Below are 14,630 nucleotides of genomic sequence, written 5' to 3'. Positions count from 1 at the left end.
TGAACAGGGGCCCCGGGCTGGCGAGCCACTCGCCGGGTCCGGGGCCCCTCTCCTTTTCTACCGCGTGGAGCGTGCCGCCCCGCGGGTGCGGCGTCCGCTCAGGGCCAGCAGGGCCAGCAGGGCGAGACTCGCCGCCATGCCGGTACCGCCACCGCTGTTGCACGAGCACCCGGACACGGGCACCGAGGAGGTGGTGGTGCCCGTGCCATTCACCGCCAGCACCGCATCGGCGGTGCTCTCACCCTGGAGCGTCAGGCGCACCTCGCCGCTGACCACGCCCGCGGCCTCCGGATGGAAGAGGACGCGGAAGGTGGCGCTCGCGCCCGGCTCGAGCGTGTTTCCCTGGAGCCCCTCCACCTCGAAGGCGGCGCTCGTCGACTGTACGCGCGCCACCGTCCTGGGAGTCGAGGACACATTGGTGACGGTGAGGGTCCTCGGCTCGCTGCGCGTCCCCACCGCCACCGAACCGAAGTCCCAGCTCGTCGACTCGAGGGACAGGGCACTGGCCACCGCCTTGCCCACGAGGGGCACCTCCACGCGGGGCTGGGACGCGTCATCCGACTCCACCCCCAGCGTGGCCGAGAAGGTCCGCACCGCATCCGGCGTCAGCGTCACCGGAACGTCCAGGAACGCCCCCGGTGCCAGGGTAAGGGGGAGGGAGGGGAGCGACAGCGTGAACCGGGCTCCATCCGCGCCACCCAGCGCCACGGTGGGCACGGTGAGCGGACCCGTCCCCGTGTTCTGCAACCGGAGGGAGAGCGGCGCGACGGTGTCCCCCACCCGCCAGGTGCCGAAGTCCAGCCGGCCGGGAGTCACCGCCACCAGCGGCGAGGTGCCTTCACCCACGAGCACCACCTCCACGGAGTCCTGGGCGGCCCCCTCGAGGCCGAAGGTGGCCCGGGCCTCGCGTGAACCCACCGCCCGCGGGGAGAAGCTCGGGGAGAGGGTGACCGTGGCGCCAGCGGAGATCGTCAACGGGAAGGAGACCGACGCGCCCAGGGTGAAGTCGAGCGCGGCCGTGCCATCGATGGTGGCCGAGGCGAGGGTCACCGCCGTGTCGCCCGGATTGCGGAAGCGGAGCTCCCGGAGGACGTCGCTCGAGCCCACGTTGGACGCACCGAAGTCGAGACGGGACGAGGACACCTCCAGTTCGGGCTTTGCCTCGACGCCAACGCCGGCCAGGGGAACGGAGGCGCTCGGTGCGTCCGGGTCATCGGAGGTCAGGCCGAGCGTCCCCGTGAAAGCGCCCACGGAGGTGGGGCTGAACGTCAGCGCGAACTCCCGGGAAGTCCCCGGCTCCAGGGTGAGGGGAATCGTCGTCGGTGAGAGGGAGAAGGCCCCGCTGGAGAGGGTGAGGGCGGAGAGGGCGAGGGCGCTGGTGCCGGTATTGCGGACCGTCACCGACCTGGACGCACTGGTGGTGCCCACGCGCTGCTCTCCGAAGTCGAGCGAGGAGGGACTCACCGAGAGGGTGGGCTTCACGCCCCTGCCAGCCAGGGGAATGGAGACGCTCGGCGAGGAAGGGGCATCGGTGCTCAGGGTGAGCGTGCCCGAGACGCTGCCCGCCGTGGTGGGGTTGAACGTCGCGGAAACCACTCGCGACGCACCCGGGGCCAGGGTGAAGGGCGTGGAAGCGGCCGACACGGCGAAGGGCGCGGTGGTGGAAATGCCGGTGACGGTGAAGCTCGCGCTGCTGGCGTTGCGGATCGTCACCGACCTGGACGCACTGGTGGTGCCCACGCGTTGCTCTCCGAAGTCGAGGCTGGTGGGGCTCACCTCGATGGGCGGGACCCCCTGGCCGGCGAGGAAGAGCGTCACGCGGGAATTGAACGGGTCGTTGCTGGAATAGACGAGGGTGCCGCTACTGGACCCCTCGGTGGTGGGTTTGAACGTCACCGAGAGCTCCTGGGTGGCACCCGGCGGCACGGTGAGAGGACCGGATGGTGAAACCAGGAAGGGCCCGGTGATGGAGCCATCGCCGAGGTACAGGGGATCGGAGCCGGTGTTTCGCACCGTCGCCATTTGCGGTGCGCTGGTGGTACCCACCTCCTGAGCACCGAAGTCGAGGCTGCTGGGAAAGAGCTGGAGGGTGGGCGGCATCCGGAGCGGCGCCCGCTGCAACACGTGTGACGAAGGTTGCGACGGCACGTCCTCCGCCGCCGGAGCACCAGAAGTACAGGCGGTCAGCAGACCGAGAGCCACGAGAATTGACAATGAATGGAGCCGAAGCACGAGCCATCCCCCTTGTGTGTGAATCAGAGCGTCCGGTCGGAACATTAAGGGGGGTACGTAGGATCCACCAAAGACCCGCCCACGCATTCCCACGCGCACGTGAGTGCGCCAGAGTGCGCCGCCACCGACCCCGGCAACCGGGGCAGTCCGAAAGGTGTGCAATGCACGGAATGAAGTCTCTTCTCGGCGCGGTGCTCCTCGTCGTGTGCGCGGCCGGTTGTGCCCGGCATGCGTCCGAGGTGCAGCAACCCGCCACCTCTTCCACCACCGTCTATGTGGCGCGGCGCGTGCGGACGCTCGATGCGGAGCGGCCCATGGCCGAGGCACTCTCCGTGCGCGCGGGGAAGGTGCTCGCGGTGGGCACCCGGGACGAGGTGCTCGCCGCGGCGGGAGCGGGCGCGCGCGTGGTGGACCTGGGAGAGGCCACGGTGGTGCCCGGCCTGACGGACGCGCACGGGCACCTCGCGGGCCTCGGCGCGGGCCTGGCCGGGGTGCGGCTGGAGGGCACGGCCTCGCGTGACGAGGTGCTGTCGCGCGTGGCCTCCGCTCCCGCCACCGCTTGGCAGGGGGACTGGCTGATCGGCCGCGGGTGGGATCAGAACGACTGGCCGGAGAAGAGCTTCCCCGGCCGCGCGGAGCTGGACGCGAAGCTGCCCGGGACGCCCGTGGCGCTCGAGCGCATCGACGGCCACGCCCTCTGGGTGAATGGCGAGGCCCTGCGGCGCGCGAAGATTACCAAGGACACGCCGGACCCGGCGGGAGGCCGCATCCTGCGCGACGCGAACGGGGAGCCCACGGGCATCCTCGTGGACAACGCGATGGACCTGGTGAGCGCGGTGCTGCCGCCGGCCACGGCCGAGCAGCACGAGGCACGGCTCGCCGCGGCGCTCGCGCGCTGTGCCGAGGTGGGGCTGACGGGCGTGCACGACGCGGGCATGGACCTGCGCACCTTCCGGCTGATGCAGCGCTGGGACAAGGAGGGCCGGCTGCCGCTGCGCCTCTACGTGATGGCGGATGGCCAGGGCGCGGACCGCGAGACGTACCTGCGCGAGGGCCCCTTCCAGGGCCGGATGCTGACGCTGCGCGCGGTGAAGCTGAGCCTGGACGGAGCGCTGGGGAGCCGGGGCGCGGCGCTGCACGCGCCGTACAGCGACGAGCCGTCCCACCGGGGGCTGCTGCTGCTCTCGCCCGAGGAGTACGAGGCGCGGGTGAAGGACTTCATGGAGCGCGGCTTCCAGGTGGCCACGCACGCGATTGGAGACCGGGCCAACACGCTGGTGCTGGAGACGCTGCTGCGCCAGGCGGAGGCCACGGGGACGCGCCACCTGCGGCACCGGGTGGAGCACGCGCAGGTGATGAGGCGGGAGGACATCCTCCGGCTGGGCAAGAGCGGCTTCGTGGCGAGCATGCAGCCCACGCACGCGACGAGCGACATGCCGTGGGCGGAGACGCGCGTGGGGCCCGAGCGCATCCAGGGCGCGTACGCGTGGCGCGAGCTGAAGGAGGCGGGGACGCTGCTGGCGTTCGGCAGTGACTTCCCGGTGGAGCGCCCGGACGTGCTGCTGGGGCTGTACGCGGCGCGCACGCGGCAGGACGCCGAGGGCCAGCCCCTCAACGGCTGGTACCCCGCGCAGCGGCTGAGCGGCGAGGAGGCCCTGGAGGGCTTCACGGTGGGTGCGGCCCAGGCGGCGTTCGCGGAGAACGAGCGGGGCCGGCTGAAACCGGGCATGGACGCGGACTTCGTCGCGCTCTCGGTGGACCCGGTGGACGCGCCCCCCTCGCAGTTGCTCACCGCCCGGGTGAAGCTCACCGTGGTGGCCGGCGCCGAGGTCTACTCGGCCCGCTGAGCCACGGTGTCGACGTCCCCGTTTCGACATGTCGAACACCCGCTTCGACATGTCGAAACCCTCCCCGTGGAGCACCACCCCCGGCGAACCGGGCGCTGGCCTACCCCTTGCTGGAGCCTGGGCTCTTCACCCGCGCGAAGGGAGTCGTAAGATGCCGCTCACCATCAGGGGGACTTTCGTGAGCAACGCGTTCGACTCGGAGCTGCGCATGGCCGTGGCCGAGGGCCTTCTGTCCCGGGAGGAGGCGGAGGCCCTGCGCGAGGAAGCGCTCCGCCTGGGACGAGCTCCGCTGGAGCTGCTCGTGGAGCGGGGGCGGCTGTCCGAGGACTCCCTCGTCTCGCTGCGCAAGGAGTCCCAGGAGCAGACCCGGACCACGCAGAAGCCGTCGGACGACACCGTCACGGTGCACCGTCCCTCGCGCGAGGTCCCCGTCCTGCAGGCCGCGGACTTTCCGGTGCCCGGCTGGGAGCGCTACCAGTTCATGCGCCTGCTCGGCCAGGGAGGCATGGGCCAGGTCTTCCTCGCCCATGATCCCCGGCTGCGCCGCGACGTCGCCCTGAAGTTCGTCCGCGGCGACGACCCCGACGCCGCGCGCCGCTTCGTCTTCGAGGCCCGGGCCCAGGCGCGCGTGGTGCACGAGCGCGTGTGTCAGGTGTACGAGGTCGGCGAGGTCCAGGGGAAACCCTTCATCGCCATGCAGTACATCGACGGGCAACCGTTGAACCAGCTCGCCGGGGAGCTCTCCTCCGAGCAGAAGGCGATGGTGCTCCGGGACGCCGCCGAGGGCGTGCACGCGGCCCACCGCGTGGGCCTCATCCACCGGGACCTCAAGCCTTCCAACATCATGGTGGAGCGCACCCAGGACGGGAGCCTCAAGTGCTACGTCATGGACTTCGGGCTGGCGCGCGACTGGAAGGAGGGGATGACGGCCTCGGGCTCGGTGCTGGGCACGCCCCACTACATGGCGCCCGAGCAGGCCCGCGGCGAGGTGACGCGGCTGGACCGGCGCGCGGACGTGTACAGCCTGGGCGCCACGCTCTACCACCTGCTGACCGGTACCTATCCCGTCCAGGGCAGCAACCACCTGGAGGTGCTCAGCAACATCCCCTCCGTGGAGCCCCGGCCGCCGCGCGCGCTCGACAAGGACATCCCGGTGGACCTGGAGGCCATCGTCCTCAAGTGCCTGGAGAAGGAGCGCTCGGCCCGCTACGACTCGGCACGCGCCCTGGCCGAGGACCTGGAGCGCTTCCTCAATGGCGAGCCGGTGCACGCTCGGCCCGCAGGATTCTGGTACCGCCTGCGCAAGAAGGCCCGCAGGCACCGGCGGGCCGCCGTGACCCTGGGCTCGATGGCGCTCACCCTGATGGCGCTCGCCGGGGGCTATGGCTTCCTGCTCCGCCGCGAGTTCGCCCAGCTCGAGCAGCTGCTCAGCCGCTACACCGCGAGGGTGAAGGACATCGAGAACTTCATGCTCCACGCCCATCTCTCGCCGCCGCGAGACCCCATCCGTGACCGGGAGCAGCTCCGCGAGTGGATGCACGAGCTGGAGTCCTGGATGCGCGAGGCCGGCCCCCGGGGCCAGGGACCGGGCCACTACGCCCTGGGGCGGGGCCACCTCGCGCTCGGGGACAGGGTGAAGGCCCGCGAGCACCTGGAGAACGCGTGGAGCCAGGGCTACCGCGAGCCCGAGGTGGCTTATTCCCTCGCCCTGGTGCTGGGGCAGTTCCACCAGGAACAAAGCCTGGAGATGGAGCGCCAATACCGGCAGCGCCTCGGCAAGGACCCGGAACCCGGTGAGCTCCCCGCGGACGAATGGCTCCAGGAACGCAGACAGGAGCTCGAGCTGCGCTTGCGCAAACCGTTGCTCGAGAAGCTCCAGAACCTGGAAGGCCTGGATGACTCCGTGCCGCATGAATACGTGCAGGCGCTCATCGCCTGGCATGAAGGGCGTCTCGAGGACGCCCTGGGCCGCCTGGATGCGCTGAGCGAAGGCCCTCCCGGGTTCTACGCGGCCCCCCGGCTTCGCGGAGACATCTACCTGACGTGGGCCTCCCGTCACTGGAAGCTGGGCGAATACGCGCAGGCCCGGACCGCCTTCGGCAAAGGCCGCCTCGCCTATGCCCAGGCCGCGGAGATCGGCCGCGGAGATCCCGACCTCCATCTGGCCAGGGCGCAGCTCGAGCGCGACTGGCTGGAGATGGAGACCTCCAGCCATGGCAAGGACATCCAGTCCCTGTACGAGCAGGGACTCCAGGCGGTGTCACGCGCCATCGCGGTCGCGCCCGACCGTGCCTACGAGGCCAGGCTCCTGGAGGCCCGCTTCCACCTCCTGCTCGCCGGCGACCCGAACCTCCCACCGGAGCAAGCGCAGCGGCTCCTGGACCAGGCACTCGGGACCATCAAGGCCGCCAGCATGCTCGAGCCCGAGCGGCCAGAGGCGAGGCTCGAGCTGGGGTGGGTCCTGTGGCAGGCGTCCAAGAACCTCTACGACCACAGGGAGGATCCGCGCGAGAAACTCCGCGAAGCCATCACGGCCATCGAGCGCATTGCCCCCAAGCACCAGGGCCCCGCGTTCCACATGCTGCGCGGCCGTATCTACAAGACCTGGGCGGACCACGAGTCCCAGACTTCACCGGGCGCGGACGACCTGACCCCCGCGAGCAAGGCCATCGAGGCCTTTCACACGGCCCTCATGATGGACCCGAGCCAGATGATCGCGCGGGTCAGTCTCGCCACCGCGTATTACAGGCGAGCCGTGAGCCGCCACGGCAATGATCCACGCAGAGACCTGGAGCAGGCCAGGCGGCTCCTCGAGGAAGCACGGACCGTGAATCCCCACTACGCGGTGCTCTACTACCATGAGGCGCTCGTCCACCGGGAGCTGGCGTGGAGGCTCAAGGTGAGGGGTGGAGATCCCCGGCCCGAGTATCTCGAGTCCCGCGCGCTGTTCCGGTTGGGGGGCGACATCAACCCCGAGTCCCCGCTCTACCGCTACAATGAGGCGTACGACCTGGCCGAGCTGGCCCGGGAAGAGATGGAGCGTGGAGGAGATCCCCACGCCCTGTTCGAAGAGGCCGAGAAGCTTCTCGGACAGGCCATCATCGCCTCTCCGCAGCACTACTTCTCCCGCAGTAGCCTGGGCTTCCTCCGGGCCCTGCATGCCGAGTACCTGAGGCTCCAGGGGAAAGACCCGGAACCGAGCGTGCGCGCGGCCGAGCCGGTCCTGAGGGAAGTCTCCGGCATGGGGAAGCGGCGCCACCTCCCCTGGGCCAACCTGGCCTGGCTCCATTACAACCAGGCCCTGTTCGAGTTGGAGCATGAGGGCGACCCGGCTCAGAGCCTGGCGCAGGGCTTGAAGGAGATCGGCAAGGCCCGCGAGCTCAACGCCCATGACGCCTACATCGCGTTGCAGCACGGCAGGCTCCTGGAGGTCCAGGCCCTCACCAAGGCACGGCGGGGACAGGAGCCGGACAAGGACTTCCAGCTCGCGCGAGACGTCTTGCGCACGGCCCTCGACTCCGAGCCCGAGAACCAGGAGCTGCGGCGGGCCCTTGGCCACCTCTATTGGGAGTGGGCCTCCTGGACGCGGCAACAGGGTGGAGAGCCCAGTCAGCTCCAGGCCGAGGGACTCGCGTTGGCCGAGCATCTGGTGCTCGAACGCCCCGAGTGGCAGGAAGCCAGGGTGATGCGTGCGTTCTTCCTGCTCGCGGCGAAGGACCCCGCCTCGCCCGAGCAGCAAGCGCGCGCGCTCCAGGTCTGGGAGGAGCTCAACCAGACGCTGAAGAGCAATCCCTACCTCCAGCGCAAGTGGGAGCATCACCTCCAGGACATGCGCAAACGCGTGCCCGCGTCCTGGCGTGGGTGACGCCGGGACCGGCACGCATCCGCGCTCACAGCTTGGGGAAGAACGCCACGGGCCTGGAGCGCAGGCCCTTCATGCCGGGCGCCTCCTGCTTCGGCGCCAGTCCCAGGGCATGCGTGAGGCAGGGGCACCACACGGAGCCCGTCAGGGAAGCCGCCCCCTCCACGGGGAGCACCGGAACGATCCCCGTCGGGCACTCCACCTCCTTGCCGTCCTTGTCCACGCACAGCAGGCCCATCGCCCCGGTGGACGGCTCCTGCTCGAGCCGCACGCGCACATGGAGGCGCTCGAGGCAGGGGCATTGGCCCGGAGCCTGGGAGGCCGAGCCCTCCACGGAGAAGACCGGCACGAGGGTCGGGCACTCCACCTCCTTGCCGTCCTTGTCCACGCACAGGGCGCCCATCGACTCGCTGGAGTCCTGCGCCTTGAACACCACGCGCATCTTGAACCGCTTGAGGCACGGGCAGTTCTCCGGAACCTTGAAGGCCACCTCCTTCCTGGCGTTGCGCCAATTGCCGCGACCACTCTTCATCACCTTGTCCTGCGACATGGTTTCCCCCTCCAGGAGTCAAACCGAGCTGAGACTCGAAACCCCCAAGGACCGGAAGGAGCCGCCCCCCTTGCTGCCCGGCTCCTCCCGGCCTCGGATGCCAACAGGCTAGAGCAACGGGCGTGCCGCCCCATGGAAACCCCAAGGCCGGTTTTCCCGGCCGGGCTCTCGCGAAATGGGAACGTGGGAGGAGGTTTCGACATGTCGAGCGGCGTCGGGTGGAGAGGCACCCCGAGCGCTTCGACATGTCGACGAGTGACCGGCCTGCGCTAGGCGCCGAGCTCCAGGTCCTTGAGCTCCTTGATCTCCTTGATGCGGCGGCGCAGCGCCTGCTTGGAGACCTCCAGGCGCGGCACCATGGCATCCAGGTTGCCCTTGCACTCGTGGTAGCAGCGGGTGATCTCCTGCGTCGAGAGGTCTCCCGCCGTGCGGATGTCGTACTTGCGCAGGAGGTCGTAGATGGAGGGCCGGGGGATGCCCAGCTGGTCCGCGGCCTTCTTCAAGTCCCAGGAGTTCGCGCGCAGCGCCGCGCGCAGCTCCTGCTCGGGGATGTCCGCGGGCTTGCGGCGGGGCACCTCCTTCAGTTCGGCCGCGGCCTTCGGCGCGGGCGTGGCCTGGGGATCCACCGCCACCGACATACGCAAGGGCCGCCCGAGAGGAGTCACCGGGCCCAGTTCCTTGTCGAGTTGGGAATCCACGCTCAGTTGCTTCTGGCCGCGGTTGGCGATGACGAGCTGACGAGTCACGTTGCGCAGCTGGCGGATGTTGCCGGACCAGGAGTGGCGCACGAGCCGGGCCGCCAGCGGCGCGGGCAGCCACGGCTCGGCGTAGGGATCCTCGGGATCCAGGCGCCAGGCCTCACCGAGTTCCGCCAGCGCCTCGCGAGCGAAGTGAAAGAAGATCAGGCCAATGTCCTCGCGGCGCTCGCGCAGCGGCGGCAGGCGGATCTCATAGCCGGCCAGCCGGTGCTTCAGCGGCTCCTTGAAGCGCCCATTGCTGATCTGCTCCTCGAGGTTGGCATCCGTCGCGGCCACGACGCGCACGTCCGTGGGGACGATGGTGTCCGACCCCACGGGAGACACCACCTCCTCCTCCAGCGCGCGGAGCAGCTTCACTTGCAGATCCGGGAGCGCCTCGCCCACCTCGTCGAGGAACAGGGTGCCGCCATGGGCCCTGCGGAAGAGGCCCTCGCGCTCCTGGGCACCCGTGAAGGCCCCCCTCTTCGTGCCGAAGAAATCCGCCTCCGCCAGCTCCTTGTTGATGGCCCCCAGGTTCACACTGATGAAGCGCGCGTCCCGGCGGCGGCTGTGCTGGTGGATGGCCCGCGCCACCAACTCCTTGCCCGTGCCCGTCTCGCCGCGGATGAGCACCGACACCTTCAGGTCCGCCACCTGGGAGATGTGCCGGCGCACCCGCCGGATGGCCGGGCTCTGCCCCACCATCCCCAGCGAGTCCTGGACCTCCCCCGTGTCGGGCTCCGTCTGGTGCAGCAGCAGCACCACGCGCTCGGCGAGCTCGAGGGGAATGCCCGCGGCCAGCTCCTCGGGGCTGAATTCCCGGCCGCCCCGGATGAGCTCACCCGCCACCACCTGGGTGCCGCCATCCTCGACTAACAACCGCACCCGTCCCCCTTCGCCGGGGGCGAAGATGATGGGCTTGCGGCTCAGGTGGGGGTCCGCCAGGGACGCGCCCTGCGTCTGGCCGGGCCGCACGAAGTCGGGGGCCCTCCGGGAGAGCTCGACGTTCTTGCCGGCGAGCAACTCTCCCAGCAGGAGCCGCTCTCCCACCCGCCGGGTGAAGGGATGGGAGACGATGGTCAGCGTCGGAACGAGCGGAAGGGCCTGCGCGCCAACGCCCCGTTTCGGCAGGGAGACCGTACTGACATCATCCAGCTTTGCTTCACGCATGGCCTGCAAATGTACACCGCCGCTGCTTTCCGCCGAGTGCCCCCGGTGGGCGAACGTCCGGAGCCGTGCGACAGGCGTCCGGCGGCGAGCGCTACGGGGAGGGGAGCAGCCGGAGCACGGCCTCGCACCCCGCCGCCCCGGCCAGCCGCCGCGCCCGCGCCACCGTCTCGGGGAGGAGGGGCGTCTTGCGCCTCCAGCCCCCCTGCCCGAGCAGCAGCTTCACCGCCTCCGGCCGGCAGTCCCGGCTGGCCCCCTCCAGCGCCTCGCCGTCCTCCTCATCCGCACCGGCGGTGATGAGTTGACGCATGACGTCCAGGTGCCCGTACCGGGCGGCCTCCTGGAAGGGGGTGGGACCAGGAGCAGGCGGACCATGTCCCTGTTCCCCTGCCTCGCGGCCTCGCCCAGGACGGAGGAGGCCATGCGATCCGGGTCCACGAGCCGCAGCCACAGGCCAGCGGCCGCGACGTCTCCCCGGCTCACGGCCAGGGACAGCTGCCGGGCCGCCCGGGGACGCAGGACCTCGGGCCACAGCACCGTCAGGGCCAGCACCCCCACCACCCCCACCAGTCCGAGCGCCACCCCCCAACCGTGGAAGGTGGGAGCCCCTTCCTGTTCCGACCTCATGGTGCCTCCCCGGAATCCACTCCCGGTGTATCAAGTCCCGCATGCGAATGCGCCACCCTGCCCTTCCCCTGGCCACCGCGCTGCTGGGCGCGGCCCTGAGCTTCCTCCCCGGCTGCGAGAGCACGAAGTCGAGCGGCCCTTCTCCTTCCGACACGCAGGCCCCGAATCCCTCCCCCGTGCGGACCGGCACCGACTCCTGGCAGCGCGCCCGGGTGGGTGACCGCGTCTCCTACGCCTTCTCCGCCAGCCGGGGCGCCGACGGCAACGCACGCACCCTGGCGGGCCAGGTGGCCGTGGAGGTGGTGGCCGTGCAGCAGCCCTGGGTGTGGCTGCGCGTGTCCTTCACCGACGAGGCTGGCAAGCCCCTGGCCCAGACGCGGCTGGCGAAGGACCTGCTCGTCCCCGTGCGCGCGGACACCACGCGCACGCTCGAGGCACCGCAACAGGGACAGGCCACCGCCGAGCGCACTTCAGCTGTCGGCCGCGAATGGGACGCCCTGCGCTACGTGAGCGATCAGCGCCCCGTGGACGGCCCCCTGCGCACCCGCGTGTACGCCGTCCAGCCGGGCCCGCTCTACCTCACGCGCGGCCTGCTCGAGGCGAACACCACGCTGTCCGGCTTCCGCATCCCGGGCAACCATCAACTCCGGGTGCTCGAGGTGCGCGAGGGCTCGTCCGGAGCCACCGCCACGCCGCCCGCGCTGGAGCGGCCCCTGGGCCCCGGCGCGTACTACGACCGGCGCGTGGAAGTGGGCCCCTCGCCCACGGTGCAGCGCGTGTGCTTCGCCGCCGAGCGCGGCTTCCTCCTGCGCGCCGAGGGCCCCGTGGACGCCAACGCCCTTCCCTGCTCCGACTTCTCCCAGGCCGAGCCGCAGCCCCTGGAAGAGGCCCTGCTGAACCTGCCCGTCGAGGTGCTGAACTCTGGGGAGTGGCCTCCGGCCGGAGCCGCCACGACGGCCACCCGTGGCACCTTCACCGTGGAGGGCCGTGACGTGCCCGCGCTCACCGTGCAGCGCACCGCGAACGAGGAGGGCACGCAACGCATCACCTCGGAGACCTACGCGGCCGACCCGTGGGCGCCCACGCTGTCGGGCCTGCCCTACGAGGCGCGCTTCCAGACGCTCACCGAGGGCACCGAACGCGTGGGCGCGGGCGGCAAGCGCGAGTCCGAGGGCAGCACGCGGCTGGTCCGCTGGGGCACCTGGCTGCCGGAGGTGTCCAAGTGAAAACGGCCCTCTACATCGTCACCATCGAGGTCGCGCCCGGCTCCGAGGAGGCGTGGAACCGCTGGCACGAGGACATCCACGTCCCCGAGGTGCTGCGCCAGCCCGGCTTCCTGCGCTGCCGCAAGTGGAAGGACACCGTGAATGCCTCGGATGGCTGGGCGCGCTACGTGTGCCACTACGAGCTGACGAGCCTGGAGGCCGTGGAGCGCTACGTGGCCAGCGACGCCGCGAAGCACCTGCGCGCCGAGTCGGACAAGCACTTCGGCTACGTGACACGGCCCTCGCGCGCCGTGCTCACCGAGGTGGCCAGCTTCGGGTAGTGTCGGCGATCTTCCTGCCGCGGCCGAAGTGAGCAGTCCCCCCGGACTCCCGAGAAGCCGTATCATCCCCGCCTCGACGCTCGGACCGGCGAGCGTCGATGGGGGTGAGCGACATGTTTCATCGGAATGTGCTTCTTGGCGGTGCGGTGCTCTGGCTGACGGCCTGTGGTGTGCCTCGGGTGGGAGAGGCCGTCCTGAAGACGGACCAGGAGACCTACGCACCCGGCTCGCAGGTGAAGCTGTTGCTGCGGAACGACTCGCTCCAGGTGCTCGGTTACAACCTCTGCATGTCCTCGCTGCAACGCGACGAGGGAGGGACGTGGACGGTGGTTCCTCCGCCCGGCCGGCAAATCTGCGCGGCCCCCCAGTACAACATCTGGCCAGGAGAGAGCGGCGAGTCCCTCCGCCCCCTTCCCGAGACGCTCCCGGAAGGGACGTACCGCTTCGTCACGGGCGTGGACTGGGACGGGGAGCGCCAGGAGGTGGCATCCAACGCCTTCCACCTCCAACCCGCGGAAGCGCCCTGAACCACGGGATTCAACCCGGGAGGCGTGGCACCCTCCCCCCCGGCCCCTCTCCCGGTGGGAGAGGGAGAGGAGTGTGGACTCAGGCCACCTCGGACGAGAGCTTCACGTCGATGTTGCCCTGGGTGGCCAGCGAGTACGGGCACACCTTGTGCGCGGCGTGCATCAGCTCGTCCGCCTCGGCCTGCGAGACGCCCTCGAGCTTGCCGTGCAGCGCCACCGACAGACCGAAGCCACCCTCCTGCGTCTTGCCGATGGTCACCTTCGCCGTGATGTGCGCGTCCTTGATCTGCTTCTTCATCTTGCCGGCCACCAGCCGCAGCGCGCCCTCGAAGCACGCGGAATAGCCCGCCGCGAAGAGCTGCTCGGGGTTGGTGGAGCCCGCGGCCTCCGCGCCGCCCAGCGCCTTGGGCATCGTGAGCGGCATGTCGATGGTGCCGTTGTCCGAGCGGACGCGGCCGTTGCGGCCCCCGTGCGAGGTGGCGGTGGCGGTGTAGAGCGGCTGGATGGCGATGGGGGCCATGGGGAGACTCCTCCGGAGTGGACTGCGAAGTGAGCGGCCCTTCTAACCCGCTCTCCTCTTGCCCGCATGGTGTTCCGGAGGAGCCCCGGCGCCTCAGTGTCGCGAGTGCTTCACTTCCAGGAAGCGGCGTGCTGCCTGGCGAACTGCGCGAAGCTCACGGGCGCGCGGCCCGTCACCTTCCGCACCGCGTCCGTCACCTCGGCGGCGTAGCCCGCCTTGTCGATGCCGTGCAGCTCCATCATCGCGTCCACCATCCACGCGGGCATGCCCATGTCGAGCATGGCCTTGTTCGCGGCCGCCTCGGGCACGTCCACGTAGCTGGCCTTCTTGCCGGACACCTCGCCGAGGGTGGCGGCGGCCTGGGCGATGGTGAAGGCCTCGGGACCGGTGAGCGTATAGGCCTTGTTCTCATGGCCGCTCGAGGTCAGCGCGGCGGCGGCCACCGCGGCGACGTCCGAGCCCGCGATGAAGCTGCACGCCCCCTGGCCCCAGGGCAGGTAGATGTTCCCGTCCTTGCCCGGCGGGTAGAAGTTGATGAAGTTCTCCATGAAGTTGTTGGGCCGCACGAAGGTGTACGTCAGGCCCGAGCCCTGGATGTAGCGCTCCAGGGTGCGGTGCCAGCGTCCGAGCAGGATGCCGCCCTCGAAGTCCGCGCCCATGGCGGACAGCTTCACGATGTGCTTCACGCCCGCGGCCTTGGCGGCATCCACGAGCCGCGCGCCCAGGTCCACCTGGTCCGGGGTGAAGGGCGTCACGAGGAAGAGCCGCTCCACGCCCGCCACGGCCTTCTGCACCAGCTCCGGCTTCGTGTACTCGAAGTCCACGGGCGTCACGTTGCCGCCCTCGAGCGCCTTGGCCTTGGCCGCGCTGCGCACCGCCGCGCGCACCGTCACGCCATCGCGCCCCTTGAGCGCGGACACCACCTGCGAACCAATGGTGCCCGTGGCACCCGTCACCAGAATCGTCGTCATCGCTGCTCCCCTGTTGCGTGGAAACGGGGGGACGTTGGCCCGAA

General features: G+C 70.5%; 11 protein-coding genes. 5 read left to right on the top strand and 6 right to left on the bottom strand.

The window, feature by feature from the left end; genetic code table 11:
• Positions 1-57 precede the first annotated feature (57 nt).
• Positions 58-2,100, bottom strand: a complete 2,043-nt coding sequence (locus tag AC16DP_RS31000; RefSeq protein ID WP_483956907.1) for a choice-of-anchor D domain-containing protein — start codon at positions 2,098-2,100, stop codon at positions 58-60.
• A 293-nt stretch (positions 2,101-2,393) separates the two neighbouring features.
• Here AC16DP_RS31000 and AC16DP_RS30995 point away from each other — a divergent pair, with 293 nt between their 5' ends.
• Together AC16DP_RS30995 and AC16DP_RS30990 are read left to right on the top strand one after the other, a co-directional pair.
• Positions 2,394-4,079 (top strand): amidohydrolase, encoded by a 1,686-nt coding sequence (locus AC16DP_RS30995; RefSeq protein WP_329729695.1) that lies wholly within the window; start codon positions 2,394-2,396, stop codon positions 4,077-4,079.
• Between the two features lie 208 nt (positions 4,080-4,287).
• The gene (locus AC16DP_RS30990) at positions 4,288-7,944 is read left to right on the top strand and encodes a protein kinase domain-containing protein (protein WP_414640730.1); all 3,657 of its coding nucleotides are present in this window, start codon (positions 4,288-4,290) and stop codon (positions 7,942-7,944) included.
• Positions 7,945-7,969: 25 nt separating this feature from the next.
• Here the strand turns inward: AC16DP_RS30990 and AC16DP_RS30985 are convergent, their stop codons facing one another.
• The 3 genes from AC16DP_RS30985 to AC16DP_RS30975 all read right to left on the bottom strand — a co-directional run bounded on the left by AC16DP_RS30985 (position 7,970) and on the right by AC16DP_RS30975 (position 11,065).
• Entirely contained in the window at positions 7,970-8,491 is a 522-nt protein-coding gene (locus AC16DP_RS30985) for a hypothetical protein (RefSeq protein ID WP_329729697.1), read from the bottom strand.
• A 269-nt stretch (positions 8,492-8,760) separates the two neighbouring features.
• Entirely contained in the window at positions 8,761-10,398 is a 1,638-nt protein-coding gene (locus AC16DP_RS30980) for a sigma-54 dependent transcriptional regulator (RefSeq protein WP_329729698.1), read from the bottom strand.
• A gap of 91 nt (positions 10,399-10,489) precedes the next feature.
• Positions 10,490-11,065 (bottom strand): hypothetical protein, encoded by a 576-nt coding sequence (locus AC16DP_RS30975; protein WP_329729699.1) that lies wholly within the window; start codon positions 11,063-11,065, stop codon positions 10,490-10,492.
• Between AC16DP_RS30975 and AC16DP_RS30970 the strand changes: the two genes are divergently transcribed.
• From AC16DP_RS30970 to AC16DP_RS30960, 3 genes are all read left to right on the top strand, one after another.
• Positions 11,064-12,248, top strand: a complete 1,185-nt coding sequence (locus AC16DP_RS30970; protein WP_329729700.1) for a DUF6068 family protein — start codon at positions 11,064-11,066, stop codon at positions 12,246-12,248. The two genes, AC16DP_RS30975 and AC16DP_RS30970, sit on opposite strands and share 2 nt — an antisense overlap.
• A complete protein-coding gene (locus AC16DP_RS30965; protein ID WP_329729701.1) occupies positions 12,245-12,568 on the top strand; it encodes a DUF4286 family protein in 324 nt (107 codons plus the stop codon). The genes AC16DP_RS30970 and AC16DP_RS30965 overlap by 4 nt, the downstream gene beginning before the upstream one ends.
• Before the next feature lie 113 nt (positions 12,569-12,681).
• Complete coding sequence (locus AC16DP_RS30960; protein ID WP_329729702.1) at positions 12,682-13,095, top strand: immunoglobulin-like domain-containing protein; 414 nt, start codon at positions 12,682-12,684, stop codon at positions 13,093-13,095.
• A 79-nt stretch (positions 13,096-13,174) separates the two neighbouring features.
• On the opposite strand, the gene AC16DP_RS30955 is transcribed toward AC16DP_RS30960, so the two are convergent.
• On the bottom strand, positions 13,175-13,615 hold the full coding sequence (locus AC16DP_RS30955; RefSeq protein WP_329729703.1) for an organic hydroperoxide resistance protein: 441 nt from the start codon (positions 13,613-13,615) through the stop codon (positions 13,175-13,177).
• 110 nt (positions 13,616-13,725) lie between these two features.
• Positions 13,726-14,586 (bottom strand): SDR family oxidoreductase, encoded by an 861-nt coding sequence (locus AC16DP_RS30950; RefSeq protein WP_329729704.1) that lies wholly within the window; start codon positions 14,584-14,586, stop codon positions 13,726-13,728.
• Positions 14,587-14,630: the final 44 nt, after the last annotated feature.

The organism is Archangium sp., assembly GCF_057119385.1.
The sequence above is the reverse complement of the archived record's forward strand: the minus strand, read 5'-3'. Positions and strand labels throughout refer to the sequence as shown.